This window comes from Microbispora cellulosiformans, assembly GCF_008728085.1.
GTDB classification, from domain to species: domain Bacteria; phylum Actinomycetota; class Actinomycetes; order Streptosporangiales; family Streptosporangiaceae; genus Microbispora; species Microbispora amethystogenes.
This window is the reverse complement of the sequence record NZ_VYTZ01000003.1, coordinates 289,787-315,480: the sequence shown is the minus strand read 5'-3', so window position 1 is coordinate 315,480 and position 25,694 is coordinate 289,787. Positions and strand designations below refer to the sequence as shown.

The window sequence follows — 25,694 nt, the reverse complement described above, 5'->3', positions numbered from 1 at the left end:
CCCCTAGCTAGGTGAGTGTCCCAGCAAGGTTATCAGCCGGTGGCACACGTCATTGACCGACGTGTTGACGAGGGTGAGGTCGAACTCCTTCTCCGCCGCCATCTCGACGCGCCCCGCCTCAAGACGGCGGGCGATCACGTCGGGAGGCTCGGTGCCGCGGCCGCGCAGCCGCCGCTCCAGCTCCTCCCAGGTCGGCGGGGCCAGGAACACCAGCAGGGCCTCGGGCATGGTCCTGCGCACCTGCCTGGCGCCCTGCAGGTCGATCTCCAGCAGAGTGGGGACGCCCGCCGCCAGCTTCTCCAGCACCGCACGCCTGGGCGTGCCGTACCGGTTGCCGGCGAACTCGGCCCACTCGAGAAGCTCGCCGGAGGCGACGAGCCGGTCGAACTCGTCGTTGCCGGCGAAGAAGTACTCCACGCCGTGCGTCTCCCCCGGACGGGGCTTCCGGGTTGTCACCGAGACCGACAGCCACACCTCCGGGTGGGACCGCCGGAGCTCGGCGACGACCGTGGACTTGCCCACACCCGACGGACCGGAAAGGACCGTCAGGCGCGGGCGGGGCGTGGAGTCACCTCCGCGTGCCCGGGACCCGCTGCAGGTGGCCGCCTCATGGGCCCGATCTCCAGCGGACCAGGACGTGTCGGTCACTCCGTACCCCCGTGAACTCGTTCGTACGTCGCCGAGATCAGCTCTCGGCGCCGCCGAACTCGCGCTCCAGGGAGGCGCGCTGGTTGGCGCCGAGACCCCGCACACGGCGGGATTCGGCGATACCAAGGCGCTCCATGAGCTGCTTGGCGCGGACCTTGCCGACGCCAGGGAGCGACTCCAGCAGAGCCGAGACCTTCATCTTGCCGATGACGTCGTCGGTCTGCCCATCCTTCAGCACCTCAGCCAGAGAAACAGCGCCGTGCTTGAGCCGGTTCTTGACCTCGGCACGCTCCTTGCGTGCTTTGGCGGCCTTCTCAAGAGCTGCGGCGCGCTGCTCGGGGGTCAAGGGAGGAAGAGCCACGCCGGGTCACCTCGAATTTCATGTCGATGTACTCGGACGATGGGGGAAACTAGCTGGTCTTGGCCGTATCGGCAACGTCAAGAGACGGTTCTCGGACCATAAAATTGATTTTACTACTTCCGGTATTGGAAAAGTTACTCTGTGTAGATCAAAACCGCCTCAGCAGGCCCGGAACCGGATGACGCTTGGTGACGGGCCCGATGAGACGTTCAGGGACTTTCGGGGGTGCTCACGGAGTGCCCACGGGGCGCACGCGGCGGAGCGCGGCGGCGATCGCGGCGGCGGCGGCGCCGGGGTCGGGCGCCCCGGTGATGGGCCGCCCGATCACGAGGAGGTCGGCCCCCTGGGCGAGGGCGTGCTCGGGGGTGGCCACCCTCGCCTGGTCCTGCGTCTCGGCGCCCGCTGGCCGTACGCCGGGGGTGATGAGCGTGATCTCCGGACCGACCTCCGCCCGCACGTCGGCGACCTCACGGGGCGAGCAGACGAGGGCCTGCGCCCCCGCTCCGACGGCCACGGCGGCCATACGGCGCGCGGCGTCGACCGGGGGTCCCTGGATGCCCACCTCGCGGAGATCGGCCTCGGAGAGCGACGTCAGGAGCGTCACGGCCGCGATGCGCGTGCCGGGGGACGCCTCGACGGCCGCCCTGACCATGGCGGGACCCCCGGCGGCGTGCACGGTCAGGTAGGTGGGCTTGAGCCGGGCGACGGCCCGGGCGGCGGCGCCCACCGTGTTCGGGATGTCGTGCAGCTTCAGGTCCAGGAAGACCTGCACGCCGCTCGCGCCGCGCACCGAGGCGATCACGTCGGGCCCGTACCGCAGGTAAAGTTCCAGTCCCACCTTCACCGTGGAGACGTGCGGAGTGACCAGGCCGGCCCAGCGGGCCGCGGTCTCCAGGTCGGGCGCGTCCAGGGCGACGGCGATGGGGGCGGGCGTGCTCAAAGCGAACTCTCCTCGAGATCCGTGCGTGTGCGTGGTTGCGCGCCCGCCGGGCGGTGGGCCAGGCCCACGGCGTCGGCGAGGCGGTCGAACCCGCGCGCCTGCAGAAGCTCCTCAAGCTCCCTGAGGACGCGCGGGCAGGCGTAGGGGTCGTGGAACAGGGCCGTGCCCACCGCGACGGCGCAGGCGCCCGCCAGGACGAGCTCGAGGGCGTCCCTGCCGGTCGTCACGCCGCCCATGCCCACGATCGGCACCCCGGGCAGCGCCGCGTGCACCTGCCACACGCAGCGCACCGCCAGGGGCCGTACGGCGGGGCCGGACAGGCCCCCGGTGCCGGCCGCGAGCGCGGGTCGCATCGTGTCCACGTCGATGCTCATCCCGACCGGCGTGTTGATCATCGCGAGGGCGTCGGCGCCGCCGTCCACGCACGCACGCGCGACCGCGACGATGTCGGCCACGTCCGGCGACAGCTTGGCGATCACCGGCACGTCGTACGGCGTGGCCGCGCGCACCGAGGCCACGACCTCCGCGGCGGCCGAGCCCTCTCGGGCGAACACCCTGCCGCGGTCCTCGACGTTCGGGCACGACAGGTTGACCTCGACGGCGGTGACGCCGGAGACCTCGGCCAGGCGCCGCGCCAGCGCGGTGTACTCGGTCACGGTGCCGCCGCCGATCGACACGACCGTGCGGGCGCCCCGCTCGGCCAGCCAGGGCAGCTCGCGCTCCAGGAACGCCTCGACGCCGGGACCTTGGAGGCCCACGGCGTTCAGCAGCCCGGAGGGGGTCTCGGCCATCCGCGGCGTCGGCCGTCCCGCGCGCGGGGCCATGGTGATCGACCGGGTGACGAACGCGCCCAGCCGGTGGACGTCGGAGAACTGGGCCAGCTCACGGCCGGTCCCGCCGCAGCCGGAGGCGGTCAGGATCGGGTTGGGCAGTTCCACGTGCGCCAGATAGGTCCGGAGGTCGGCCGTCACCGCCGGCGCCCCCGCCCCGGCTCAGGCATGCCGTCCGCCTGGCGCGCCGAGCGCGTCGAACGGGATCGTTCCGACGTCGTCGAACCGCACGCGCTCGCCGCGGAACACCGGCCCGTCGGCGCACGCGCGGAGCATCCGGGTCACGCCGTCGTCGCCGATGACCGGCACCACGCACGTCATGCAGACGCCGATGCCGCACGCCATCCGCTCCTCCACGGCGACCTGCACCGGGATGCCGAACTCGGCCGCGACCGCGGTGACGCCGCGCAGCGTCTCCATCGGGCCGCAGGCGTAGACGACGTCGGCCCGCGCGTCGGCGATCACCCCGGGCAGCACGTCGGTCACCCTGCCGCGCATGCCGAGCGAGCCGTCCTCGGTGGTCAGCGTGGTCGTCTCGCCCATCCGGCGGGCCCGCAGCGCCCCGAAGACCCGGTCGGCCGACGGCGCCCCGAGCACGAAGTCGGCCCGGCAGCCCCGCTGCTGCAGCGCGTCGCCCAGCGCGAACAGCGCCGCCGAGCCGTGCTCGTCGCCCACCAGCACGCAGGTGCAGGGGTCACGTGGCAGCGGGAAGGGCCGGCCCAGCGGGCCGACCAGGTCGAGCGTGTCGCGCACCCTGAGGTCGGCGAGCCAGGCCGTCCCCGCGCCGCGCACGCCGAAGACGAGCTCCACCGTGCCACCGTAGTCCGGCTTCACGTCGTGGACGGTGAAGGCCCGCCGGGTGAGCATCGAGGTGTTCCGGCCCCCCACGGCGACCGTGACGAAGTGGCCGGGCCGGAACCGGTCGGCGATGCCCGGGGCGACGACGGTGAGCGCATGGTAGGCGTCCACTCGGCGCGTCGTCAGCACCGTGCCCGTGACCTGAACCGGACTCCCGGCCACTGATCCTCCCTGCTCATGGCGCTCGCTCCGCTCGCGCGGCTCCGGGCGCCTAAGCTGGCGTCTTCCCTCGTCGCTCCGGGTCGCTCGTGCCTCGCTCCCCTCGCTCCTCAGTCCAGATCGCCAGCGCGCCCTCCGCGCTCATGGCACCCTCAGATAGATGTCGGGCTAGTCTCGCAGCCTCCTGGCGTGTTCCTGGAGGGAACACACGTCGATGTCGCCCCGGACGATGTGCTGGATGCCCTGGACCGCGGCGGCGAGGCCCTGGACGGTGGTGATGCAGGCGATGCCGCGGTTGACCGCGGCGGTGCGGATCTCGTAGCCGTCCAGGCGCGGCCCGGACTGGCCGGGGCTGCCGAACGGGGTGTTCACGATGAGATCCACCTCCCCGTCGAGGATGCGCCGCACGATCGTCGGCTCGCCGCCGGGGCCCGTCCCCTCGCTCTGCTTGCGCACGATCCTGGCACGGACGCCGTTGCGGCGCAGCACCTCCGCGGTGCCCTCCGTGGCGAGGATCTCGAACCCGAGGTCCGCCAGCGCCTTGACGGGGAAGATCGCGGCCCGCTTGTCCTTGTTCGCCACGGAGACGAAGGCCCGGCCCTTGGTGGGCAGCGCGCCGTACGCGGCCGACTGCGACTTGGCGTAGGCCGTGCCGAAGAACTCGTCGATGCCCATGACCTCGCCGGTCGAGCGCATCTCCGGCCCGAGGACGGTGTCGACGCCGCGGAACCGGTTGAACGGCAGCACCGCCTCCTTGACCGCCACCGGCGCGTCCAGCGGCAGGGTGCCGCCGTCGTAGCCGTCCGGCAGCATGCCCTCGGCGCGCAGTTCGGCGATCGTCGCGCCCATCGTCAGCCGCGCCGCGGCCTTGGCCAGCGGCACCGCCGTGGCCTTGGACACGAACGGCACCGTACGGCTGGCCCTGGGGTTGGCCTCCAGGACGTAGAGCACGTTCGCGGCCAGCGCGTACTGGACGTTGAGCAGTCCGCGCACGCCGACGCCGCGGGCGATGGCCTCGGTGGCGGCGCGGATCCGCTTGATGTCGTAGCCGCCCAGCGTGATCGGGGGCAGCGCGCACGCCGAGTCGCCGGAGTGGATGCCGGCCTCCTCGATGTGCTCCATGACGCCGCCGAGGTAGAGCTCCTCGCCGTCGAACAACGCGTCGACGTCGATCTCGATGGCGTCGTCGAGGAACCGGTCGATCAGCACCGGGTGCTCCGAGGCCGCCCTGGCCATGTAGGTCGCGAGCGTGTCCTCGTCGTACACGATGGCCATGCCGGCGCCGCCGAGGACGTACGACGGCCGTACGAGCACGGGGTAGCCGATCTCCTCGGCGACCGCCCTGGCCTCGTCCACGGTCGTCGCGGTGCCGTGCTTGGGCGCGGTCAGCCCGGCCTCGGCGAGGACCCGGCCGAACGCGCCGCGGTCCTCGGCGAGGTGGATCGCCTCGGGCGAGGTGCCGACCACCGGCACCCCGGCGTCCTTGAGCGCCTGGGCGAGCCCGAGCGGCGTCTGGCCGCCGAGCTGGACGACCACTCCCGCGACCGGCCCGGTCTCCTGCTCGGCGTGCACGACCTCCAGCACGTCCTCCAGCGTCAGCGGCTCGAAGTAGAGCCGGTCGGAGGTGTCGTAGTCGGTCGAGACGGTCTCGGGGTTGCAGTTGACCATCACGGTCTCGTAGCCGGCCTTGGCCAGCTCGAACGACGCGTGGACGCAGGCGTAGTCGAACTCGATGCCCTGGCCGATGCGGTTGGGCCCGCTGCCGAGGATGATCACCTTGGGCCGGTCCCCCACCGGCACCTCGGTCTCCTCGTCGTACGTGGAGTAGAGGTAGGGCGTGCGCGCGGCGAACTCGGCGGCGCAGGTGTCCACGGTGTTGTAGACGGGCCGCAGGCCCAGCTCGTACCGGGCCGAGCGCACCTCGGCCTCCGCCACGCCGAGGATCTCGGCGATCTGCGCGTCGCTGAAGCCGTGCCGCTTGGCCGTCTCCAGGGTGGGCCGGTCGAGCGTGGTGATCGACCGGGCGACCTCGTCGATCGCGAAGAGCTGGTCGACGAACCACGGGTCGACCGAGGTGGCCTCGTGGACCTGCTCGGGGGTGGCGCCGGCCCTGATGGCCTGCTGCATCGTGCGCAGCCGCCCGTCGTGGGGCCTGCGGCAGGCCTCCAGGAGCGCGTCCAGGTCGCCGGTCTCGCCCGCCCAGGTGAACGACGACCCCTTCTTTTCCAGCGACCGCAGCGCCTTCTGCAGCGCCTCGGGGAACGAACGGCCGATCGCCATCGCCTCGCCGACCGACTTCATGTGGGTCGTCAGCGTCTCGTCGGCCCCGGCGAACTTCTCGAACGCGAACCTCGGCACCTTGACCACGATGTAGTCGAGCGACGGCTCGAACGACGCCGGGGTCTCCTTGGTGATGTCGTTGGGGATCTCGTCGAGCGTGTAGCCGATCGCGAGCTTGGCGGCGATCTTGGCGATCGGGAAGCCGGTGGCCTTCGACGCGAGCGCCGACGACCGCGACACGCGCGGATTCATCTCGATGACGATCATCCGGCCGGTCGCCGGGTCGACCGCGAACTGGATGTTGCAGCCGCCGGTGTCGACGCCGACCTCGCGGATGACCGCGATCGCGACGTCGCGCATGTTCTGGTACTCGCGGTCGGTCAGCGTCAGCGCGGGCGCCACGGTCACGCTGTCGCCGGTGTGGACGCCCATCGGGTCGATGTTCTCGATGGAGCACACGATGACCACGTTGTCGGCCCGGTCGCGCATGACCTCCAGCTCGTACTCCTTCCAGCCGAGGATCGACTCCTCCAGGAGCACCTCGGTGGTCGGGGACGCGTCGAGGCCGGCGCCCGCGATGCGGCGCAGCTCCTCCTCGTCGTGGGCGAAGCCGGACCCGGCGCCGCCCATCGTGAAGCTCGGGCGGACGACGACCGGGTAGCCCAGCTCGCCGGCCGCGCGCAGGCAGTCGTCCATCGTGTGGCAGATCGCGCTGCGCGCCGACTCGGCGTTGAGGCCGTGCTCGGCGGCCACCTTCGCGACGATCTCCTTGAACCGCTCGCGGTTCTCCCCCGCCTGGATGGCGTCGATGTCCGCGCCGATCAGCTCGACGCCGTACTTGGTCAGGACACCCGCCTCGTGCAGCGCCACCGCCGTGTTCAGCGCCGTCTGGCCGCCCAGCGTGGGCAGCAGCGCGTCGGGCCGCTCCTTAGCGATGATCTTCTCGACGATGTCCGGAGTGATCGGCTCGACGTAGGTGGCGTCGGCGAACTCGGGGTCCGTCATGATCGTGGCCGGGTTGCTGTTGACCAGGACGACCCGGAAGCCCTCGCTGCGCAGGACCCGGCAGGCCTGGGTGCCGGAGTAGTCGAACTCGCACGCCTGTCCGATGACGATCGGGCCGGAGCCGATCACCATGACGGACCTGATGTCCGTACGCTTAGGCACCCTTGGCCCCCTTCTTCTTGTCCATCAGCTCGCAGAACTCGTCGAACAAATAGGCCGCGTCGTGCGGGCCGGCCGCCGCCTCGGGGTGGTACTGGACGCTGAACGCCGGACGGTCCAGCAGGCGCAGCCCCTCCACGCAGTCGTCGTTGAGGTTGACGTGGCTGACCTCCGCCGCGCCGTACGGTGTCTCGAAGGGCCCGTCGAGCGGCGCCTGTACGGCGAAGCCGTGGTTGTGCGCGGAGATCTCGACCTTGCCGGTCCTGCGGTCCTGCACGGGCTGGTTCACGCCGCGGTGGCCGTACCGCAGCTTGTAGGTGCCGAGGCCGAGCGCCCGGCCGAGGATCTGGTTGCCGAAGCAGATGCCGAAGAACGGCACGCTCGCGTCCAGCACCTCGCGCAGCGACTCGACCGCGTACCCGGCCGCGGCGGGGTCGCCGGGGCCGTTGGAGAAGAAGACGCCGTCGGGGCCGAGGGCGAGGATGTCGGCGGCGCCGGCGGTGGCGGGCAGCACATGCACCTCGCAGCCCCGCTCGGCCATCCGCTCGGGGGTCATCGCCTTGATGCCGAGGTCGACCGCGGCGACGGTGAAGCGCTTGCGCCCGCGCGCCGGCACGACGTACGGCTCGGGCGTGCTGACCTCGCGGGCGAGGTCGGCGCCCTCCATGCCGGGCGAGCGCCGCACGCGCTCGACCAGTTCGTCCACGTCGCCGCCCTCGCTGAAGACGCCGGCGCGCATCGCGCCGCGCTCGCGCAGGTGGCGGGTGAGGGCCCGGGTGCCGGACATGGCGATGCCGACGACGCCCTGCTCGCGCAGGTAGTCGTCGAGCGTCCGGCGGGAGCGCCAGTTGGACGGGATCCGCGACGGCTCGCGCACCACGTAGCCCGCGACCCAGACGCGGCGGGACTCGGGGTCCTCGTCGTTCACGCCGGTGTTGCCGATGTGGGGGGCGGTCATCGCCACGATCTGGCGGTGGTAGGAGGGGTCGGTGAGGGTCTCCTGGTAGCCGGTCATGCCGGTGTTGAAGACCATCTCGCCGAACGTCTCACCCACGGCGCCGTACGGCGTTCCCTCGAAGACGCGTCCGTCCTCGAGAACCAGCAGGGCTGTCATACGAGCTTCCCTTCGAGAACGGTGGGGCGGCCGCGCAGGAACGTGGCGACCACGCGGCCGGGCAGGGTCATCCCCTCGTACGGGGTGTTCCGGCTCTTCGACGCCATCGCGGTGGGGTCCACGGGACGCCGGACGGACGGGTCGTACAGGGTGACGTTGGCGGGCGCGCCGGGCTCGATGGGCCGGCCGTGCCCGGCCAGGCGGCCGATCCTGGCCGGCCGCGCGGACATGCGGTCGGCGACGCCGGCCCAGTCGAGCAGCCCGGTCTCGACCATGGCCTCCTGGACCACCGGCAGGGCGGTCTCCAGGCCGATCATGCCCATCGCCGCCGCGGCCCACTCGGTCTCCTTGTCCTCGACCGGGTGGGGGGCGTGGTCGGTGGCAACGCAGTCGATCGTGCCGTCGGCGAGGGCCTCGCGCAGCGCCCGCACGTCCTCGGCGGTGCGCAGCGGCGGGTTCACCTTGTAGATCGGGTTGTACGGCCCGAGCGGCGAGGTCTCCGCGCGGGAGTCGGTCAGCAGCAGGTGGTGCGGGGTGACCTCGGCGGTCACGTCCCAGCCCTTCGACTTGGCCCATCGGATGATCTCGACGGAGCCCGCGGTGGAGACGTGGCAGACGTGCAGCCGGGAGCCGACGTGCGCGGCCAGCAGGCAGTCGCGCGCGATGATCGCCTCCTCCGCGACGGCCGGCCAGCCGGTGAGGCCGAGCCGGGCAGACACCTCGCCCTCGTTGAGCTGGGCGCCCTCGGTCAGCCTGGGCTCCTGGGCGTGCTGGGCGACCACGCCGTCGAACGCCTTGACGTACTCCAGCGCCCGGCGCATCAGCACCGCGTCCGACACACACCTGCCGTCGTCGGAGAAGACCCGCACGCGGGCCGCGGAGTCGGCCATCGCGCCGAGTTCGGCGAGCTGGCGGCCCTCCAGGCCGGAGGTCACCGCGCCGACGGGCTGGACGTCGCAGTGGCCGGACTCCTGGCCGAGCCGCCAGACCTGCTCGACCACCCCGGCGGTGTCGGCCACCGGGGAGGTGTTGGCCATCGCGTGGACGGCGGTGTAACCGCCGCGCGCCGCGGCCTGGGTGCCGGTCTCGACGGTCTCGGCGTCCTCCCGGCCGGGCTCGCGCAGATGGGTGTGCAGGTCGACCAGGCCGGGCAGGGCGACCAGCCCGGTGGCGTCGACCGTCTGGTCCGCTCCGGCGCCCGCGAGGTCGCCGATCTCGGCCACGAGGCCGTCGCGCAGCAGGATGTCGCGCGGGGCGCCGCCCAGGATGCGGGCGCCCCTGATGAGGATGGTGGTCACAGCTCCCTCGTGAAGGTCGTACGCGCTCATTCGGCGCCTCCGATGGCGGGCTCGGAACCGCCGAGCAGCAGATAGAGGACGGCCATCCGGACCGTCACGCCGTTGCCGACCTGCTCGACGATCGTCGATCGGGGCGAGTCGGCGACCTCCGCGGAGATCTCCATGCCGCGGTTCATCGGTCCGGGGTGCATGACGATCGCGTCGTCGTGCAGGCGGGCGAAGCGGTCGCGGTCGAGGCCGTAGCGGCGGCTGTACTCCCGCGCCGAGGGGAAGTAGGCCGCGTTCATCCGTTCGAGCTGGACCCGCAGCATCATCACGACGTCCGACTTCGGCAGCACCGCGTCGAGGTCGTACGAGACCTGGCAGGGCCAGCTCTCGACCGCCACCGGCAGCAGGGTCGGCGGCGCGACCAGCGTGACCTCGGCGCCGAGCGTGTGCAGCAGCAGCACGTTCGACCGGGCGACCCGGCTGTGCAGCACGTCGCCGACGATCGAGATCTTCAGTCCGTCGAGCCGGCCGAGCCTGCGGCGGATGCTGAAGGCGTCGAGCAGCGCCTGCGTCGGGTGCTCGTGGGTGCCGTCGCCGGCGTTCACCACGCTGCCGCGCACCCAGTTGGCCAGGCGGTGCGGCGCGCCCGAGGCGCTGTGCCGGATCACCACGGCGTCGGCGCCCATGGCCTCCAGGGTGAGCGCGGTGTCCTTCAGCGACTCGCCCTTGGACACGCTCGACCCCTTGGCCGAGAAGTTGATCACATCGGCCGACAGGCGCTTGGCCGCGGCCTCGAAGGAGATGCGGGTCCGGGTGGAGTCCTCGAAGAAGAGGTTCACCACCGTCCGGCCGCGCAGCGTCGGCAGCTTCTTGATCGACCGCTGCGAGACCCGGGCCAGCTCCTCCGCCGTGTCGAGGATGAGGAGGGCGTCGTCGCGGCTGAGGTCGCCGGTCGAGAGCAGGTGCGACTTCATCGGTCGTCCCCCTTGATGAGCACGACCGCGTCGCGCCCGTCCGTCTCCTGCAGGAAGACCTTGACCTTCTCGCTCTTGGAGGTCGGCAGGTTCTTGCCGACGTAGTCGGCGCGGATCGGCAGCTCCCGGTGGCCGCGGTCCACCAGCGTCGCGAGCTGGACCGCCCGGGGCCTGCCGACGTCGTTCAGCGCGTCGAGCGCGGCGCGCACCGTGCGCCCGGAGAAGAGGACGTCGTCCACGAGGACGACGGTCCTGCCGTCCACGCCGTCCGGGGGAAGCTCGGTGCGGCCGAGCGGGCGCGCCGGGCGCAGCCGCAGGTCGTCGCGGTACATCGTGATGTCGATCGCGCCGACGGGGACCTTGATCCCCTCGAACTGCGCGATCCGGCCGGCGATCCGGTGGGCCAGGGTGGCGCCGCGGGTGGGGATGCCGAGCAGGACGACGCTCTCGGCGCCTCTCGTCCGCTCCAGGATCTCGTGCGCGATCCGCGTGAGCGCCCGGTGGATGTCGGGCCCCTCCAGGACGGCACGGGCCTGATTTTGGGCATCGGACATGAAAAAGTCACCACCTTTCCCGCCTCACGGGACGGGTCTTAAAAGGGTGTCAGGTCTGCATAGAGTATCAGGGCCCTCCGTCATCCCCCCTCCCGCCAGGGGTGATGCGCCGGGAGGGCGGCACCCGCACCCGGCCCTCGACGGATCGGAAGCCGCATCACATCGGGTGTCGGGGATTTCGGTGAGAGCACTGTTTGGCGCTCTTTTTTCCAATCAGCTTGACCTTTGGGAGTGTCGGCTTTACCGTCACTGTCCGTAACCACAACACGCGACCTTCCTGGGTAAAACCCGACGCAGCGGTCACCGAAGGTGCCGGGCCCAGTGCCAGTCCCGGTGCCAGCCCCGGTGTTCGGAACGCTTAGGACAAGGACGCACAATCAAGTGAGAAGAGACATAGAAAGCCGGGGGCCACACGATGCCGTCTGACTACGCCAAGTCGCTGGGCGCGCGCCTGCGCGCCATCCGGACCCAGCAGGGGTTGTCCCTGCACGGTGTCGAAGAGAAGTCCCGCGGCCGGTGGAAGGCCGTCGTCGTGGGCTCCTATGAGCGGGGCGACCGTGCGGTGACCGTGCAGAAGCTCGCCGAACTCGCGGACTTCTACGGGGTGCCGGTCTCCGAGTTGCTGCCCGGCGGGGCCGCGCCCAGCCCGCTCGCGCCGGCTCCCAAGCTGGTCATCGACCTGGAGCGGCTGTCGCAGCTGCCGAAGGACAAGGCCGGTCCGCTGGCCCGCTACGCGGCCACGATCCAGAGCCAGCGGGGTGACTACAACGGCAAGGTGCTGTCCATCCGGCAGGAGGACCTGCGCTCGCTGGCGGTCATCTACGACAAGTCACCCGTCGAGCTGACCGAGGAGTTCATCAACTGGGGCGTGCTCGACGCCGAGGCCCGCCGCGCCGTCGAGTCCTTCTGACCACTCCTTCCGACCGCTCCTTCCGGCCGCCGGGCCGCCGCGGCGGCCCCCGTCGGTCCCCTGCGCGCCGGGGAGCCACCTCACGAGTGATTCCTGTCATGCGGGGATAGGACGGGACATGACTTTCTTCGTGGGCTCGGAGGTGGGCAGGCTCCGCCAGGTCCTGGTCGACATCCCCGAACTGGCGCTCAAGCGGCTCACCCCCGGCAACAAGGACGGCCTGCTCTTCGACGACGTGCTCTGGGTGCAGCGCGCGCTGGAGGAGCACCGTGAGTGGTGCGAGGTGCTCACCGCGCGCGGCGTCACGGTGCACCACCTCGGCGATCTCCTGCGGGAGGTGATCGAGGTCCCCGACGCGCGCAAGCACATCCTCGACGGCAGCGTCGACGAGCACTGGTTCGGCCCGCTGGCCGCCGACGCGATCCGCAACACGCTGGACGCCCTCGACGGCGCCGCGCTCGCGCCGTACCTGACCGGCGGGATCACCAAGCGCGAGATCAGGGAGCTGGGCTGCGACCCGGGGTCGGTCGTCTTCCACGCCCTCGGCCTGGACGACTTCGTCCTCCCGCCGCTGCCGAACCACCTGTTCGCCCGCGACACCTCCTGCTGGGTGTACGGCGGGGTGTCCATCAACGCCATGCGCAAGAAGGCGCGCAGGCGCGAGACCCTCAACTACGAGGCGGTCTACCGGTGGCACCCGATGTTCGCCCCGGGCTACGGCGACCCGTCCGGCGGGGGGTTCGACGTCTGGTACGACGGCACCCGCATGGCCCCGGCCACCATCGAGGGCGGCGACGTGCTGGTGCTCGGCGACGGTGTCGTGCTCGTCGGGATGAGCGAGCGCACCCAGCCGCAGGCGGTCGAGATGCTGGCGACGAACCTCTTCCGCGCGGGCGCGGCGACCCGCATCGTGGCGCTCGACCTCCCCAAGACCCGCGCCTTCATGCACCTCGACACCGTGATGACCAACGTCGACGTGGGGGTGTTCACGAAGTACGCCGGGCTCGGCATGCTGCCGTCGTACACGGTGGAGCCGGGCGACACCGACAAGGAGCTGAAGGTCGTCGACCATCCGCCCGAGGACATGCACCGGGCGATCGCACGGGCCCTCGGCCTGGACGACATCAAGGTCCTCACGCCGACGCAGGACGTGCACGCGGCCGAGCGCGAGCAGTGGGACGACGGCTGCAACGTGCTGGCCCTGGAGCCGGGAGTGGTCGTCGCCTACGAGCGCAACACCACGACCAACAACCACCTGCGCAGGCACGGCATCGAGGTCATCCCGATCCGCGGCAGCGAACTCGGCCGGGGACGGGGCGGGCCCCGCTGCATGAGCTGCCCTCTGGAGCGCGATCCGGCCTGACGCGTCAGCCGGCCATCGGGAGGGTGGGGCGGCCGGGCAGGCCGAGGATCGACTCGACCTCGCCGACGAACCTGTCCGCTTCCGCTATGATCTCGTCTGCGTCGTTCTGAGTGACGGCCCGGACCATTCCGGCCTCGACCGCCGCTCGCTTGGTCGCGCTCATCGCGAAGTAGGCCGCCCAGTCCGCGAGCTTCGGCTCGGCCTCGGGAAGCAGCTCCCAGGCGCTGCGCAGCCGCCGCCTGCGTCCGTCCATCGGGCGGGGGCGCGCGGCGAGGATCCCCGCGGCCGCGCGCAGCGCCGCGAGATGGGCCGACACGTAGCGGTCCGCGGGCGTGGTCCCGACGGTGGCGTCCGCGAGGCACGCCCTGGCGTCCGCGAGACGCGCCAGGACCGCCTGCGGAAGCCGGGGCCCGGTCCGCTGATCACCGTTCTCTTCAGTCATGCCCGCCTCCTTGAGTCGTGGCATCCGGCGAATTCCACCGGTGACTTCACAGTCGCAGACAGCACCGACAATTTCGCTCGGCCGCGTAATCCCGGGCACCACCGGGACCACACGCCTTCTCACGCTCCCGTGGGCGGCCGGACGAGGAGCTTCCCCTCTCCCCGTCCGGCCCACGCCGCGGGCCGTGCCGTATCCGTCTCCGCCGACGACGTAGGCACGGATCCGACGGTGTGGGCGCAGGCCGCGAGTCCCGCGCCCACTCCATCGAACATAGATTCGATCATGGCCGCTGTCAAGGCTGTCAACGAACAAGGGTTCGAGGACTGACGGGGGCACGTACGACGAAGGGCCCCGCGCGATCGCGTCGCGCGGGGCCCTCCCATCAGCGGGCTATCGCCGGAAGGCGCCTCTGACGTGCACGGGAACACCCTTGCCGAGCATGCCCGGCAGGATCTCGGCGACGTTCATCGGCAGCCGGACGCAGCCGTGCGACGCCGGGTAGAGCGGCACCGACAGTGCGCCGTGGAGGGCGATGCCGCCGTTGAAGAAGATCGGGTTGTAGAGCTGCCCCAGGTAGGACCGGTGCCAGCCCCTGGCCCGCCACGTGGTCTTGTAGTCGCCGGTCGGCGTGCGGGCGCTGCCGGAGAACACCTGCCTCTTGCCGTTCCACACGGCGTACTCGGTGTAGGGAACGCCGCTGCCGCTGGAGATGTGACTGATCAGCACCGGGACGCCGGAACGATACAGAACCATCACCTGTTTGGTCAGGTCCACCTCGACCCGGCCGGCCTTTCCGCGGGGCACGAGGACCCGGGGCGCGCGGGGGTTCTCCAGCGCCCTCCAGGTGCGGGCGGCGACCGTGCTGGTCGGCGTGATTCCCTGCACCTTCTGGAACGCCCAGAGCGCCGTCAGGGTGGCCCCGCCGTAGCGGCCGTCGGCGCTCCCGGGCACGTAGCCGAGCTCCTTGAGCCGCACTTGCAGCGCCTTCACCGCGCCGCCCTTGGCGCCGAGCTTGAGCGTCTTCCCCGGCGCCTCGAACGGCGGGTACCCGGCCCGTCCGGGCAGCGCTCCCCGCGTCCCGGCCGCCGGCGCCGTGAGCGTTCGCGCCGCACCCGCCGGCGCCACACCGGTGAGACCGGCCGTCGCGTACGTCACGGCTCCCGCCGGAACCGCGGCGGCCCGCGCCGGGCCGGCGACCCCTGCCGTCGCGAAGGTCACCGCCCCCACGGCGGCGAGCATGGCCACGGCCGGCCGCCGTCGACCTCTCATCATGACCAACCCCTCATAAGCCTGATTCCGAACAAAGGACTCACCTTACGGTCCGATTGCGAGCCGTGTGATCACAAGTGGCGATAATCGGCCGAGTCTGTCCTGGCAATCCGTTTAGAGTGGCCGGGTGCCGGAAAAGTTGCATCCCAACGTCGTCCGAGTCGAGCAGGCCCTGCGGGACCGGCAGGTGACCGGTGAGGTCGTCGTGCTGGACGACGCCGCGCCGACGGCCGCCACGGCGGCGGCCCAGCTCGGCTGCGAGATCGGCGCGATCGCCAACAGCCTGATCTTCGACGCGGACGGCGCGCCGCTGCTGGTGCTGACCAGCGGGGCCCATCGCGTGAACACCGACCTGATCGCGCGGCTCGTCGGAGCCGCGAAGGTGCGCAGGGCCACGCCGGAGTTCGTCCGCGAGCACACCGGGCAGCCCATCGGCGGCGTGGCCCCGGTCGGGCACCCCGCGCCCGTGCGGACGCTGGTGGACACCTGGCTGGGCAAGCACGAGGTCGTGTGGGCCGCCGCCGGGCATCCCCACTCGGTCTTCCCCACGTCCTTCGACGAGCTCGTACGGATCACCGGGGGCACGCCCGCCGAGGTCGGGTGACGTCCGCGACCGGCCTCGGGCCGCTTTGCTAGTGTGCGACGGGTGATCCGACTGCGCCGGGTGGGGCCCGACACGTTCAGGGCGGTGCTGGACACCGTGCTGGAGATCTACACGGACGCCATGCGGCCGCCGTCGGACCAGCTCGCGGGCCGCATGGCGATAATGCGCAACCACGCCGCCTATCCCGACTTCGCCTGCGTCCTCGCCGAGGACCCGCAGGGCCCGGGCATCGCCGGCTTCGCGTACGGCTTCCACGGCGGCCCCGGCCAGTGGTGGCACGACGTCGTCCGCGGGGGCCTGCAGGACCGGGCGGGCCCGGTGGTGGCCGACGAGTGGTTCGGCGACGCCCTGGAGATCGCCGAGATCCACGTGCGCCCCGAGTATCAGGGCAAGGGCGTCGGGCGGCGCATGATCCACGCGCTGTGCGAGGGCCGCCCGGAGCGCACCGCCGTGCTGTCCACGCACGACGCCCCCACGGCCGCCCGCCATCTCTATCGCGACGTGGGCTTCGCCGATCTGATGACCCGGTTCGTCTTCCCCGGCGGCTACGAGGAGTACGTCATCGCCGGGGTGCGGCTGCCGTTGCCCGGCCCCGCGCCGTTCCCGAAAGACTGAGCGGGCGGGTCACCCCGCGACGGCGGGCACGCCGTGCAGCGCCTTGAACACCTCGCGGGTCGCGCTCGACCGGTTGAAGGTGATGAAGTGGATGCCGGGGGCGCCCTCGTCCAGGAGCGTCTGGCACATCTCGGCGGCGTGCTCGATCCCCAGGCGGCGGACCGCCACCGGATCGTCGGCGACGGCCGCGAACCGCTCGGCCACCTCCGGCGGGAACGGCGCGCCCGACAGCTGCTCGGACCGGGCGATCGTGCTCATCTGCGTCACGGGCATGACGCCGGGGATGATCGGCGTGTCGCACCCCTGGGCCGCCACGCGGTCGCGCAGCCGCAGGTAGTCCTCCGCGCGGAAGAACATCTGGGTGATCGCGTAGTCGGCGCCGGCCCGGCACTTCTGCACGAAGTAGTTCGTGTCCGACTCGATCGTGGCCGACCTCGGGTGCTTGTACGGGAAGGCCGCCACCCCCACGCAGAAGTCGCCCGCCTGGCGGATCAGCCGCACCAGGTCCTCGGCGTACAGGACGCCCTCGGGGTGCCTGACCCACTCGTCCAGCGGGTTGCCGCCACGCGGGTCGCCGCGCACGGCGAGGATGTTGCGCACCCCGGCGTCGGCGAACCGGCCGACGAGGTGGCGCAGCTCACGGATGGAATGGTCGACGGCGGTGAAGTGGGCCACGGGCGTCAGCGTCGTCTCGTGGGCCAGCCGCTCGACGATGTCCACGGTGCGGTCGCGGGTCGAGCCGCCGGCGCCGTAGGTGACGGAGACGAACGTCGGCCGCAGCGCCTCCAGCTCGCGGATCGCGCGCCACAGCTGGCGCTCCCCCTCGTCGGTCTTCGGCGGGAAGAACTCGAACGAGAACGAGCGCTCTCCCGCGGCCAGCAGTTCGCGGACCGTCGGGACACGATCGGGGAGCCGCGAGGGCAGACCGAGAGCCATACGGGAAAGATTACCGCGCGGGCCGCTCCCCGGCCTCGCGGTCTTGCCATGTGGACCGGCCGGCTGAACGGACCATACGGACGTTTTGCCCTAACAGCGCGAGCTGACCAATTTAGAGGGGATCTGCGCTGTGATGTCGGGATCTGCCCCGGTTACTCTCTGATGCATGACCACTTCCGCCGCCTCGCTCGACCACATCCGTACGGAGGTGGACCGCGTTCTCCGGGAGTTCCTCGACCGGCAGCGCCCACACTTCGAGGACCCGCACCTGGCCGTCCTGCTCTCCGCCGCGGAGGACTTCCTCGCCGGGGGCAAGCGACTGCGTCCCGCCTTCTGCCACTGGGGCTGGCGCGCCGCCGGGGGCGGAGACGAGCCGGGCCTGCACTTCGCCGCCGCGTCGCTCGAGCTCCTCCAGGCCAGTGCGCTGATCCACGACGATGTCATGGACGCGAGCGACGTACGCCGCGGCATGCCCTCGGCGCACCGGCGCTTCGAGCGCATGCACGCGGACGCGGGCTGGCACGGGTCGGCGCGGCAGTTCGGCGAGGGCTCGGCCGTGTTGCTGGGCAACCTGCTGCTGGTGTGGTCCGGCGAGATGTGGCGCGGCAGCGGCCTCGACCCCCGGGCGATCGCCGCGGCCCAGCCCCTGCACGACTACATGCTCACCGAGCTGATGTGCGGGCAGTATCTCGATCTGCTGGAGCAGGCGCAGGGTGAGAGCACCTTCGACAGCGCCCTGCGGGTGGCCCTTTACAAGAGCGGTAAATATTCCGTCGAGCAGCCGCTGCGGCTCGGGCTCGTGCTCGCCGCCCGGGCCCGGCACCCCTGGATCGACCGCCTCTGCGTGCAGTACGGCCAGCGGGTCGGCATCGCCTTCCAGCTCCGCGACGACATCCTCGGCGTGTTCGGCGACCCGGCCGAGACCGGCAAGCCCGCCGGGGACGACCTGCGCGAGGGCAAGCGGACCGTGCTCATCGCGCGGGCGCTCGCCGGGGCCACCCCCGCCCAGCAGGACGTCGTACGGACCCTGCTGGGCGACCCCGGGCTCGACGCCGACGGGGTCGCGTCGCTGCGCACGCTGATCGAGGAGACCGGCGCGCTGACGGACTGCGAGGACATGATCAAGCGCTATCTGGACGAGGCGATGCACGCCCTCGAACAGGCGCCGATCGAGGAGGACGCCCGCGCCGCGCTGGCCGCCCTGGCCGTCGCCGCCACCTCGCGCCGCACCTGACCGGCCCGGCTCACAGCGGGACGGCCGACAGGCGCGCCTTGAGAGCCGCGGCCGCGGCTCCGGGGTCCTCGGCCTCGGTGACGGCCCTGACGACCACCGCCCGGCGCACGCCGTGCGCCATCACCTCGTCGAGGTTGTCCGGGCCGATGCCGCCGATGCCGAACCACGGCCGGTCGGTGCCCAGGCTCGCGGCGTGCTCCAGCAGCGCGGGGCCGGGCGCCGGACGGCCCGGCTTGGTCGGCGTGGGCCACACCGGCCCGCAGCAGAAGTAGTCCACGCCCGGCTCCACCGCGGCGGCCGATGCCTCGGCCGCCGAGTGGGTCGACCTGCCGACGAGCACGCCGGAGCCCAGGATCTCCCGGGCCACGGGGACCGGGAGGTCGTCCTGACCGAGGTGCAGGATGTCCGGCCGGGCGGCGTACGCGACGTCCGCCCGGTCGTTTACCGCCAGCAGCGCGCCGTGCCGGTCGCATGCCGCGCGGAACACCTCCAGCAGGCCCAGCTCCTCGCGGGCCTCCAGGCCCTTCTCCCGCAGCTGGACGATGTCCACGCCGCCGGCCAGGACCGCGTCGAGGAAGTCCTCGAGGTCGCCGCGGTCCCTCCTGCCGTCGGTGCAGAGGTAGAGCCTGGCCTGCGCGAGCCGTCGCCGGGTGTCGTTCACCCGACCAACAATGCCATGCGGCGGGCGGTCAGAAGCCCAGCGCCTGGGCCCTGCGCTTGACCTCGGTGTGCCGGCCCTTGACGATCGCGTCGATCGGTGACCCCGGCAACGAGTCGTCGGGGGTGAACAACCAGCGGATCGACTCCACCTCGTCGTACCCGGCGTCGGCCAGGACGGTGAGCGTGCCGGGCAGGCCCTTGAGCACGTCGCCGTGGGCGACGAACACCGACGGGATCTGCGGCTGGCCGCCTCCACTCCGCCGGGCGCCGACGAGCTTCTTGTCCTTCAGTAGCTGCTTGGTGCGGCCGATGCTGAGCCCCAGCTTCTCGGCGGCCTGCGGAAGTGGGAGCCACTCCCCTACGAGCTGGTCGGTCTCCCGGTCGATCTGCGCAACAGTAAGCGTCACGGAACCACCATTACCACATGCGAGCCGCCGGGAAACACCTCGATTACGCCATAATGCAGTCGCGGAGCGGCACGGCGGCATCGGCCACCCGCCGGGGGTCGAGCCTCCGGCCGCCCTCCACCAGGCGGCGGCCCTGCACCACGTCGCGCGGCCGGTCCACGGTGAACACCGCGGCCAGCCGGTCCTCCGGGGTCAGCCAGCACACCGCCCACTTCCCGTCCGCCCGCGGGTCGCCGCGCAGCAGCATCCGGTCGTCCGGGGTCGGGTGGCCGGCGAACTGCAGCATGTGGTCGAACTGCTCCGACCAGAAGTACGGCACCGGATCGTAGACCGCCTCCTCGCCCAGCAGCGTGGCGGCGGCCGTGTCGGGGGCCTGGAGCGCGGTGTCCCAGTGTTCGACCCGCAGCCGGGTGCCGAACCTGCGCGACCACCAGTTGGCGCAGTCGCCCACCGCGACCACGTTCGGCAGCGACGTGCGCAGGTGCTCGTCGACGAGCACGCCGTTGTCGAGCCGTACGGCCGAGCCCTTGAGCCAGTGGACGGAGGGGCGCACCCCGACGCCGGAGACCACCACGTCGGCGGGCACCCGCGCGCCGGACATGAGCGTGAGCCCGTCGGCGTCCACCGTCCCGACCATCGCGCCCAGGCGCAGCTCGACGCCGGCCCGGGCGTACCAGCCGATCGTGTGACAGCCGACCGCCGGGCCGATCGCGGCGGCGAGCGGGCTCTCCCCCGCCTCCACCACCGTCACCGCGCACCCCGCCTTGGCCGCCGCCGTCGCGACCTCGGCACCGATCCAGCCGGCGCCGACGACGGCCACGCGGGCGCCGGGCACCAGCCGCTCGCGCAGCGCGAGCGCGTCGTCGATCGTGCGCAGCACGTGCTGGTGACCCTCGCCCCGCAGCCGGACCGGGGTGGCGCCGGTGGCGATGACCAGGCCGTCGTACTCCAGCTCGCCCTCGGTCGTCTCCAGCACGCCGTCCCGCAGGCCCTTGGCGGCCGTGCCGAGGCACAGCCGCACGTCCATGGCGTCGAGGTCGGAGTCGACCACGGTGGAGTCGGCGTCGCCGAGCAGCACCGCCTTCGACAGCGGCGGGCGGTCATAGGGGCGATGGTGTTCCTCGCCGATGAGCGTGATGCGCCCGGTGAACCCCCGGGACCTCAGCGCCTCGATGCTTCGCACGCCGGCCAGGCCGGCACCCACCACCACGACGTGATCCACGCCTTGACCATAGATTGTCAACAGGGGACCTGGCCAACGGGCTCCCCATAACGAGTTGGGCAAGGAGCGCGCACATCCCGGGCAGCCCCGATTGTGAGCCAGGTCACGCCCGTGCCCGCGAGTGGCGAACCGGGCGATCCGCCGGTATCCGCCACGTACTACGCTGTGGGGCGTAAGACGCGCGGGAGCCCGGCGGACCGGGCTGAGAGGAGAGCGTTCGGCTCTCGACCGCCCACCACCTGATCCGGGTAATGCCGGCGAAGGGAGCGCGGTGTCCTCCACACGGCCCTCCGGGAGCGAGCCCGGCCACGACGTCGTGATCGTGGGAGGCGGCGTGGCGGGCCTCGCCGCCGCCTGGCGTACGGCGCGGCGCGGCCTTTCCGTTGCCGTGGTGGACCCCGCGCCGGGAAGCGGCGCCACCCACGCCGCCGCCGGGATGCTCGCGCCGGTCAGCGAGGTGACCTACACGGAGGAGCCGCTGCTGCGGCTCGGGCTGGCGTCGCTGGCCACCTGGCCGGCGTTCCGGGCGGAGCTGGAGGACGAGTCCGGCGCCGAGCTCGACTACCGCACCGAGGGCACGCTGGAGGTCGCCCGCGGCACGGACGACATGGCCGTCCTCGACGACCTCGCGGCCTTCGAGCGCACGCTCGGCCTGCGGGTCGAACGGCTGACCGGGCGCGAGTGCCGCTCCTTCGAGCCGATGCTGTCCCCCTCGGTGCGCGGCGGGCTGCTGGCCCGCGACGACGCCTGGGTCGACCCCCGCAGGCTCGTGCGCGCGCTGCTGACCGCGTTCGAGAAGGCGGGCGGCACGCTGGTGGCCGAGCGCGCCGCCGGGATCGTCCTCCCCGGGCGGGGCTCCCCGTCGGTGCGGCTGACGTCCGGCGGGACCGTCCCGGCCGGCCGGATCGTGGTGGCCGCCGGATCGTGGTCGGCCGCCCTGCTCCCCGGCCTGCCCGTACGGCCGGTGAAGGGGCAGATCCTCCGGCTGCGGGGCCCTCGGGGGTTCCTCACCCGGTGCGTACGGGGGCTGGTGCACGGCTCCCCCGCCTACCTGGTCCCCCGGGGCGACGGCGAGATCGTCCTGGGCGCCACCTCCGAGGAGCTGGGATACGACGCGCGGGTCACCGCCGGCGGGGTGTACGAGCTGCTGCGCGACGCCCGCGAACTGGTGCCCGGCCTCACCGAGCTCGAACTGGCCGAGACGGCCGTCGGCTTCCGCCCGGGGACCCCGGACAACCTTCCGCTCATCGGCCCCACCGGGCCCCCCGGCGTCCTCGCGGCGACCGGGCACGGCCGGAACGGCGTGCTGCTGGCCCCGGTCACCGCCGAGGCCGTCGCCGCGCTCCTCACCGGCGGCGCGGTGCCGGAGGCCGCCCTGTCCTGCGACCCAGGGAGATTCCACTCATGAAGGTCACGATCAACGGAGGCCCGGCCGAGCTGCCGGAGGGGGCGACGGTGGGCGACGCCGTACGGACCCTCACGGCGCTCACGTCGGGCGTCGCGGTGGCGGTCAACGGCGAGGTGGTGAGCCGCGGCGCCTGGGACTCCACACGGGTGGAGGACGGCGACGGCGTCGAGGTGCTCACCGCGGTGCAGGGTGGTTGAAGGGAGGATGACGGGAATGACGGAACAGGACGCCTCCGGCGACGTCTTCGTGCTCGGCGGGGAGAAGTTCGCCTCGCGGCTGATCATGGGGACCGGCGGCGCGCCGTCGCTGGAGGTGCTCGACCAGGCGCTGGAGGCCTCCGGCACCGAGCTGACCACCGTCGCGATGCGCAGGCTGGACCCGGCCGCCCGCGGCTCGGTGCTCGACCTGCTGCGGTCGAGGGACATCAAGGTGCTGCCGAACACGGCCGGCTGCTTCACGGCCGGCGAGGCCGTGCTGACCGCCCGGCTGGCCCGCGAGGCGCTGGAGACCAACTGGGTCAAGCTGGAGGTCATCGCCGACGAGCGGACCCTGCTGCCCGATCCGATCGAGACCTTCGACGCGGCGGAACGGCTGGTGGCCGACGGCTTCGTCGTGCTGCCGTACATCGGCGACGACCCCGCGCTGGCGCGCCGGCTGGAGGACGCCGGGTGCGCGGCGGTGATGCCGCTCGGCGCCCCGATCGGCTCGGGCCTCGGCATCCGCAACCCGCACAGCATCGAGTTGATCGCCGAGGCGGCCACGGTGCCGGTCATTCTGGACGCGGGGATCGGCACGGCCAGCGACGCGGCGCTCGCGATGGAGCTGGGCTGCGACGCCGTGCTGCTCGCCAGCGCCGTGACGCGGGCGCACCGGCCCGGCCTCATGGCCGCCGCCATGCGGCAGGCGGTCACGGCCGGACGGCTCGCCCGCCTGGCCGGGCGCATCCCCCGCCGCCGCTACGCCAAGGCGTCCTCCCCCGTCCGCTCCTCCTGACCGGCGCCTTTCTCGATCCGGCGCCGGGTAAGGCCGGTTTTCGGACGAGGGACGGCTTTCCGGGTCGCGCGAAAGGGAGCCGGCCAGGTCTCGGTTTGGGGTTCGGGAACACGCCCGACGGCAAATGACCCGTAAACTCGGGCGGGTGGACACGACGCTAACCGATCCGCTCGTGGGGCAGCTGCTCGACGGGCGCTACCGCGTCGAGTCCCGGATCGCCCGGGGCGGCATGGCCTCCGTCTACCTGGCTCTGGACGTCCGGCTCGACCGCACGGTCGCCGTCAAGGTGATGCACCGTTCGCTGGCCGAGGACCCGCAGTTCGTCCAGCGGTTCATCGGCGAGGCCAAGTCGGTGGCGAGTCTCTCGCACCCGAACATCGTGCAGGTCTTCGACCAGGGCACCGACGGGGCGAACGTCTACCTGTCGATGGAGTACGTCCCCGGCAGGACGCTGCGCGACATCCTGCGCCAGCGTGGCCGCCTCCCGGCTCGCGAGGCCCTGGAGATGGTCATCCCGGTGCTCGCCGCCCTCGGCGCGGCCCACCAGGCGGGGCTGATCCACCGGGACGTCAAGCCCGAGAACGTGCTGCTCGCCGACGACGGCCGGGTGAAGGTCGTGGACTTCGGCCTGGCCCGGGCGATCGAGGCCACCAACCAGACCAAGACCGGCATGATGATCGGCACGATCGGCTACATGTCGCCCGAGCAGGTCACGACCGGCCTCGCCGACGCGCGCAGCGACGTGTACGCCGCCGGGATCATGCTGTTCGAGCTGCTCACCGGGCAGCCGCCGTACGCCGGTGAGACGCCGATGTCGATCGCCTACCGGCACGTGCACGAGACCGTGCCCGCGCCGTCCTCGGTCGTGCCCGGCATCCCGCCGCAGATCGACGCGCTCGTCACGGCCGCCACCGACAAGGACCCCGCCCGGCGCCCGGCGGACGCGACCGCCATGCTGGTCGCCGCCGTCGAGATCCACCGCACGCTGCCGAGGACCGGGCACACCGGCGGGCACACCCGCCCGGGCTCCGCGGGCGACTCCATGGCGGGCTCTCCCACGGGCGCGCACAGCGGCGCCGGCACGGGGGCGCACCGCGCGGCCGTGGCCCCGGCGGGCGCGACCCCCGCGTCCGGCACGGCCGGGCACGCGCAGCTCGGCCAGACGATGATCCAGCCGCGTACGGACCTGCTGACCGGCGTCATGCCCGGCCCTGCGGGGGCGGGAGGGCGCCGCGGGACCCGCAGGGCACGGCCACGACCGGTCTGGTTTCTCGCCGTGCTGGCCCTCGTGATGCTCGCGGGTGTCGCCTTCACGGGCTGGTGGTTCTCCGAGGGCCGCTACACGAAGGTGCCCGACCTGGTGAACAAGCCCCTCACGGTCGCGCGGCAGGAGGCGCAGAGCCGTGGTTTCGAGGTGCAGGTCCTCAAGCCGGTGTTCGACGACAAGGTCCCCAAGGACGTCGTCCTGAACACCGAGCCGGGGCCGGGGGCGGAGGCGGTCAAGGGAGCGGTGCTCAAGCTGATCCCGTCGGCCGGCCCGGAGACCATCCCGGTGCCGAAGGTCGAGGGCCTCAGCCTGGCGGACGCCCGGGCGAAGATCGCCGAGGCCGGGCTGACCCCCGGCCGGGTCAGCCGGAGCGCGAGCGAGACGATCCCGCGTGACCAGGTCATCCGTACGAACCCGCTCGTGGGCAAGCGCGTCAGGAAGGGCGGCGCGGTCAACTTCGTGGTCAGCGCCGGGCTGCTCATGCCGGACGTCACGCAGATGATGCGCGACCAGGCGGAGAAGTTCCTGCGCGACAAGGGCTTCAACGTCCAGATCGACGAGACGGCCGACGACGCCCCGCCGGGCACCGTGATCGCGCAGGACCCCTCGGGCGGCGCGGAGACGGTGGCTGGGGCGACCGTGCACCTGACCGTGTCACGCGGCCCTGACCAGGGCTTCCACTGGCCGTGGGAGACCGATCCCTCGCAGGCGGCGCCCGACTTCGTGAACGTGCCCGACGTGCGGTTCAAGGCGGTGCGGGACGCGGTGTCCGAACTGAAGGCGGCCGGCTTCAAGGTCAAGGTCCGTGAGCTGGTCGGCACCCAGCGCGTCGTCGGCGAGAACCCCCTCGGCCAGCAACCCCAGGGCGCCACCATCACGATCTGGCACTGACCCCCACCTCACCGCCGCTGCGAATCTCCGCGCGCCGCCTCTCCTCAGATGCGGTCAGTCCAGTCCTCAGTGACCGCTGCCCAATCGTCCTTGTTCAGGAAGTGGCAGTAGGGAAGATTGGTGCCTTTGATCCGGAGAGGCTTGAACCCCGACCAGCACTGCGGTCGTGTGTCCACCGCGCCGCCTGAGCATCGTTGGCTGCTGCCGGTAACGGCTGATAGTTGGGGTCAGGACGGCCCCGGTAGACCCGCACCGCCGTCACCTCGCTCGTGCGTGATCTCCGCTGACCGATCAGGTCGGCGATC

Annotated in this window: 25 protein-coding genes and 1 riboswitch; of the genes, 9 read left to right on the top strand and 16 right to left on the bottom strand. The window is 72.2% G+C overall.

What is annotated here, in order from left to right:
* Nucleotides 1–3: 3 nt before the first annotated feature.
* The 10 genes from gmk to pyrR form a co-directional block, all read right to left on the bottom strand.
* A complete protein-coding gene (gene gmk, locus F5972_RS09485; RefSeq protein ID WP_150933374.1) occupies nucleotides 4–549 on the bottom strand; it encodes a guanylate kinase in 546 nt (181 codons plus the stop codon).
* Between the two features lie 136 nt (nucleotides 550–685).
* Nucleotides 686–1,009 (bottom strand): integration host factor, actinobacterial type, encoded by a 324-nt coding sequence (mihF, locus tag F5972_RS09480; protein ID WP_030450375.1) that lies wholly within the window; start codon nucleotides 1,007–1,009, stop codon nucleotides 686–688.
* Between the two features lie 229 nt (nucleotides 1,010–1,238).
* The gene (gene pyrF / locus F5972_RS09475) at nucleotides 1,239–1,949 is read right to left on the bottom strand and encodes an orotidine-5'-phosphate decarboxylase (protein WP_150933039.1); all 711 of its coding nucleotides are present in this window, start codon (nucleotides 1,947–1,949) and stop codon (nucleotides 1,239–1,241) included.
* Nucleotides 1,946–2,920 (bottom strand): dihydroorotate dehydrogenase, encoded by a 975-nt coding sequence (locus F5972_RS09470; protein ID WP_150933038.1) that lies wholly within the window; start codon nucleotides 2,918–2,920, stop codon nucleotides 1,946–1,948. The genes pyrF and F5972_RS09470 overlap by 4 nt, the downstream gene beginning before the upstream one ends.
* 21 nt (nucleotides 2,921–2,941) lie before the next feature.
* Nucleotides 2,942–3,799, bottom strand: coding sequence for a dihydroorotate dehydrogenase electron transfer subunit (locus F5972_RS09465; protein WP_150933037.1), 858 nt, complete (start codon nucleotides 3,797–3,799; stop codon nucleotides 2,942–2,944).
* A gap of 165 nt (nucleotides 3,800–3,964) precedes the next feature.
* Entirely contained in the window at nucleotides 3,965–7,243 is a 3,279-nt protein-coding gene (gene carB, locus F5972_RS09460) for a carbamoyl-phosphate synthase large subunit (RefSeq protein ID WP_150933036.1), read from the bottom strand.
* Complete coding sequence (gene carA / locus F5972_RS09455; RefSeq protein ID WP_150933035.1) at nucleotides 7,236–8,354, bottom strand: glutamine-hydrolyzing carbamoyl-phosphate synthase small subunit; 1,119 nt, start codon at nucleotides 8,352–8,354, stop codon at nucleotides 7,236–7,238. The genes carB and carA overlap by 8 nt, the downstream gene beginning before the upstream one ends.
* Complete coding sequence (locus F5972_RS09450; protein ID WP_150933034.1) at nucleotides 8,351–9,652, bottom strand: dihydroorotase; 1,302 nt, start codon at nucleotides 9,650–9,652, stop codon at nucleotides 8,351–8,353. The genes carA and F5972_RS09450 overlap by 4 nt, the downstream gene beginning before the upstream one ends.
* A 26-nt stretch (nucleotides 9,653–9,678) precedes the next feature.
* The gene (locus F5972_RS09445) at nucleotides 9,679–10,614 is read right to left on the bottom strand and encodes an aspartate carbamoyltransferase catalytic subunit (RefSeq protein ID WP_150933033.1); all 936 of its coding nucleotides are present in this window, start codon (nucleotides 10,612–10,614) and stop codon (nucleotides 9,679–9,681) included.
* On the bottom strand, nucleotides 10,611–11,168 hold the full coding sequence (pyrR, locus tag F5972_RS09440) for a bifunctional pyr operon transcriptional regulator/uracil phosphoribosyltransferase PyrR (protein ID WP_150933032.1): 558 nt from the start codon (nucleotides 11,166–11,168) through the stop codon (nucleotides 10,611–10,613). The genes F5972_RS09445 and pyrR overlap by 4 nt, the downstream gene beginning before the upstream one ends.
* Nucleotides 11,169–11,583: 415 nt before the next feature.
* Here pyrR and bldD point away from each other — a divergent pair, with 415 nt between their 5' ends.
* Together bldD and F5972_RS09430 are read left to right on the top strand one after the other, a co-directional pair.
* Complete coding sequence (gene bldD, locus F5972_RS09435) at nucleotides 11,584–12,078, top strand: transcriptional regulator BldD (RefSeq protein ID WP_117408562.1); 495 nt, start codon at nucleotides 11,584–11,586, stop codon at nucleotides 12,076–12,078.
* A 118-nt stretch (nucleotides 12,079–12,196) separates the two neighbouring features.
* Complete coding sequence (locus F5972_RS09430) at nucleotides 12,197–13,441, top strand: arginine deiminase (RefSeq protein WP_150933031.1); 1,245 nt, start codon at nucleotides 12,197–12,199, stop codon at nucleotides 13,439–13,441.
* A 4-nt stretch (nucleotides 13,442–13,445) separates the two neighbouring features.
* Here the strand turns inward: F5972_RS09430 and F5972_RS09425 are convergent, their stop codons facing one another.
* Entirely contained in the window at nucleotides 13,446–13,883 is a 438-nt protein-coding gene (locus F5972_RS09425; RefSeq protein ID WP_150933030.1) for an SAV_6107 family HEPN domain-containing protein, read from the bottom strand.
* A 390-nt stretch (nucleotides 13,884–14,273) separates the two neighbouring features.
* On the bottom strand, nucleotides 14,274–15,155 hold the full coding sequence (locus tag F5972_RS09420; protein ID WP_225311304.1) for a L,D-transpeptidase family protein: 882 nt from the start codon (nucleotides 15,153–15,155) through the stop codon (nucleotides 14,274–14,276).
* Between the two features lie 124 nt (nucleotides 15,156–15,279).
* Here F5972_RS09420 and F5972_RS09415 point away from each other — a divergent pair, with 124 nt between their 5' ends.
* Nucleotides 15,280–15,756: a YbaK/EbsC family protein gene (locus tag F5972_RS09415; RefSeq protein WP_150933029.1), complete on the top strand. Its 477-nt coding sequence runs from the start codon at nucleotides 15,280–15,282 to the stop codon at nucleotides 15,754–15,756.
* Nucleotides 15,757–15,798: 42 nt separating this feature from the next.
* Nucleotides 15,799–16,371 (top strand): GNAT family N-acetyltransferase, encoded by a 573-nt coding sequence (locus F5972_RS09410; RefSeq protein ID WP_150933028.1) that lies wholly within the window; start codon nucleotides 15,799–15,801, stop codon nucleotides 16,369–16,371.
* 9 nt (nucleotides 16,372–16,380) lie between these two features.
* On the opposite strand, the gene metF is transcribed toward F5972_RS09410, so the two are convergent.
* Nucleotides 16,381–17,307, bottom strand: coding sequence for a methylenetetrahydrofolate reductase [NAD(P)H] (gene metF, locus F5972_RS09405; RefSeq protein WP_150933027.1), 927 nt, complete (start codon nucleotides 17,305–17,307; stop codon nucleotides 16,381–16,383).
* A 166-nt stretch (nucleotides 17,308–17,473) separates the two neighbouring features.
* On the opposite strand from metF, the gene F5972_RS09400 reads away from it, so the two are divergent.
* Nucleotides 17,474–18,541 (top strand): polyprenyl synthetase family protein, encoded by a 1,068-nt coding sequence (locus F5972_RS09400; RefSeq protein ID WP_150933026.1) that lies wholly within the window; start codon nucleotides 17,474–17,476, stop codon nucleotides 18,539–18,541.
* A gap of 10 nt (nucleotides 18,542–18,551) precedes the next feature.
* On the opposite strand, the gene thiE is transcribed toward F5972_RS09400, so the two are convergent.
* From thiE to F5972_RS09385, 3 genes are read right to left on the bottom strand one after another with little or no spacing between them, the layout of a single operon-like run.
* Nucleotides 18,552–19,202: a thiamine phosphate synthase gene (gene thiE, locus F5972_RS09395; protein WP_150933025.1), complete on the bottom strand. Its 651-nt coding sequence runs from the start codon at nucleotides 19,200–19,202 to the stop codon at nucleotides 18,552–18,554.
* A 28-nt stretch (nucleotides 19,203–19,230) separates the two neighbouring features.
* The gene (locus F5972_RS09390) at nucleotides 19,231–19,608 is read right to left on the bottom strand and encodes an Rv2175c family DNA-binding protein (RefSeq protein WP_150933024.1); all 378 of its coding nucleotides are present in this window, start codon (nucleotides 19,606–19,608) and stop codon (nucleotides 19,231–19,233) included.
* Nucleotides 19,609–19,651: 43 nt separating this feature from the next.
* Complete coding sequence (locus F5972_RS09385; RefSeq protein WP_191910036.1) at nucleotides 19,652–20,830, bottom strand: NAD(P)/FAD-dependent oxidoreductase; 1,179 nt, start codon at nucleotides 20,828–20,830, stop codon at nucleotides 19,652–19,654.
* Between the two features lie 173 nt (nucleotides 20,831–21,003).
* Nucleotides 21,004–21,113: riboswitch (TPP riboswitch) on the top strand.
* Here F5972_RS09385 and thiO point away from each other — a divergent pair.
* The 4 genes from thiO (at nucleotide 21,102) to pknB (ending at nucleotide 25,389) form a co-directional block, all read left to right on the top strand.
* On the top strand, nucleotides 21,102–22,238 hold the full coding sequence (gene thiO / locus F5972_RS09380; protein ID WP_150933023.1) for a glycine oxidase ThiO: 1,137 nt from the start codon (nucleotides 21,102–21,104) through the stop codon (nucleotides 22,236–22,238). It overlaps the preceding riboswitch by 12 nt.
* Nucleotides 22,235–22,435 carry a sulfur carrier protein ThiS gene (thiS, locus tag F5972_RS09375; protein ID WP_150933022.1) on the top strand — a complete coding sequence of 67 codons (201 nt, stop codon included), beginning with the start codon at nucleotides 22,235–22,237 and terminating at the stop codon, nucleotides 22,433–22,435. Before thiO ends, thiS begins: the two co-directional genes overlap by 4 nt.
* Nucleotides 22,436–22,442: 7 nt before the next feature.
* Entirely contained in the window at nucleotides 22,443–23,231 is a 789-nt protein-coding gene (locus tag F5972_RS09370; RefSeq protein WP_404803046.1) for a thiazole synthase, read from the top strand.
* A 145-nt stretch (nucleotides 23,232–23,376) separates the two neighbouring features.
* Nucleotides 23,377–25,389 (top strand): Stk1 family PASTA domain-containing Ser/Thr kinase, encoded by a 2,013-nt coding sequence (gene pknB / locus F5972_RS09365; RefSeq protein ID WP_150933020.1) that lies wholly within the window; start codon nucleotides 23,377–23,379, stop codon nucleotides 25,387–25,389.
* The last annotated feature ends 305 nt before the right edge of the window (nucleotides 25,390–25,694 follow it).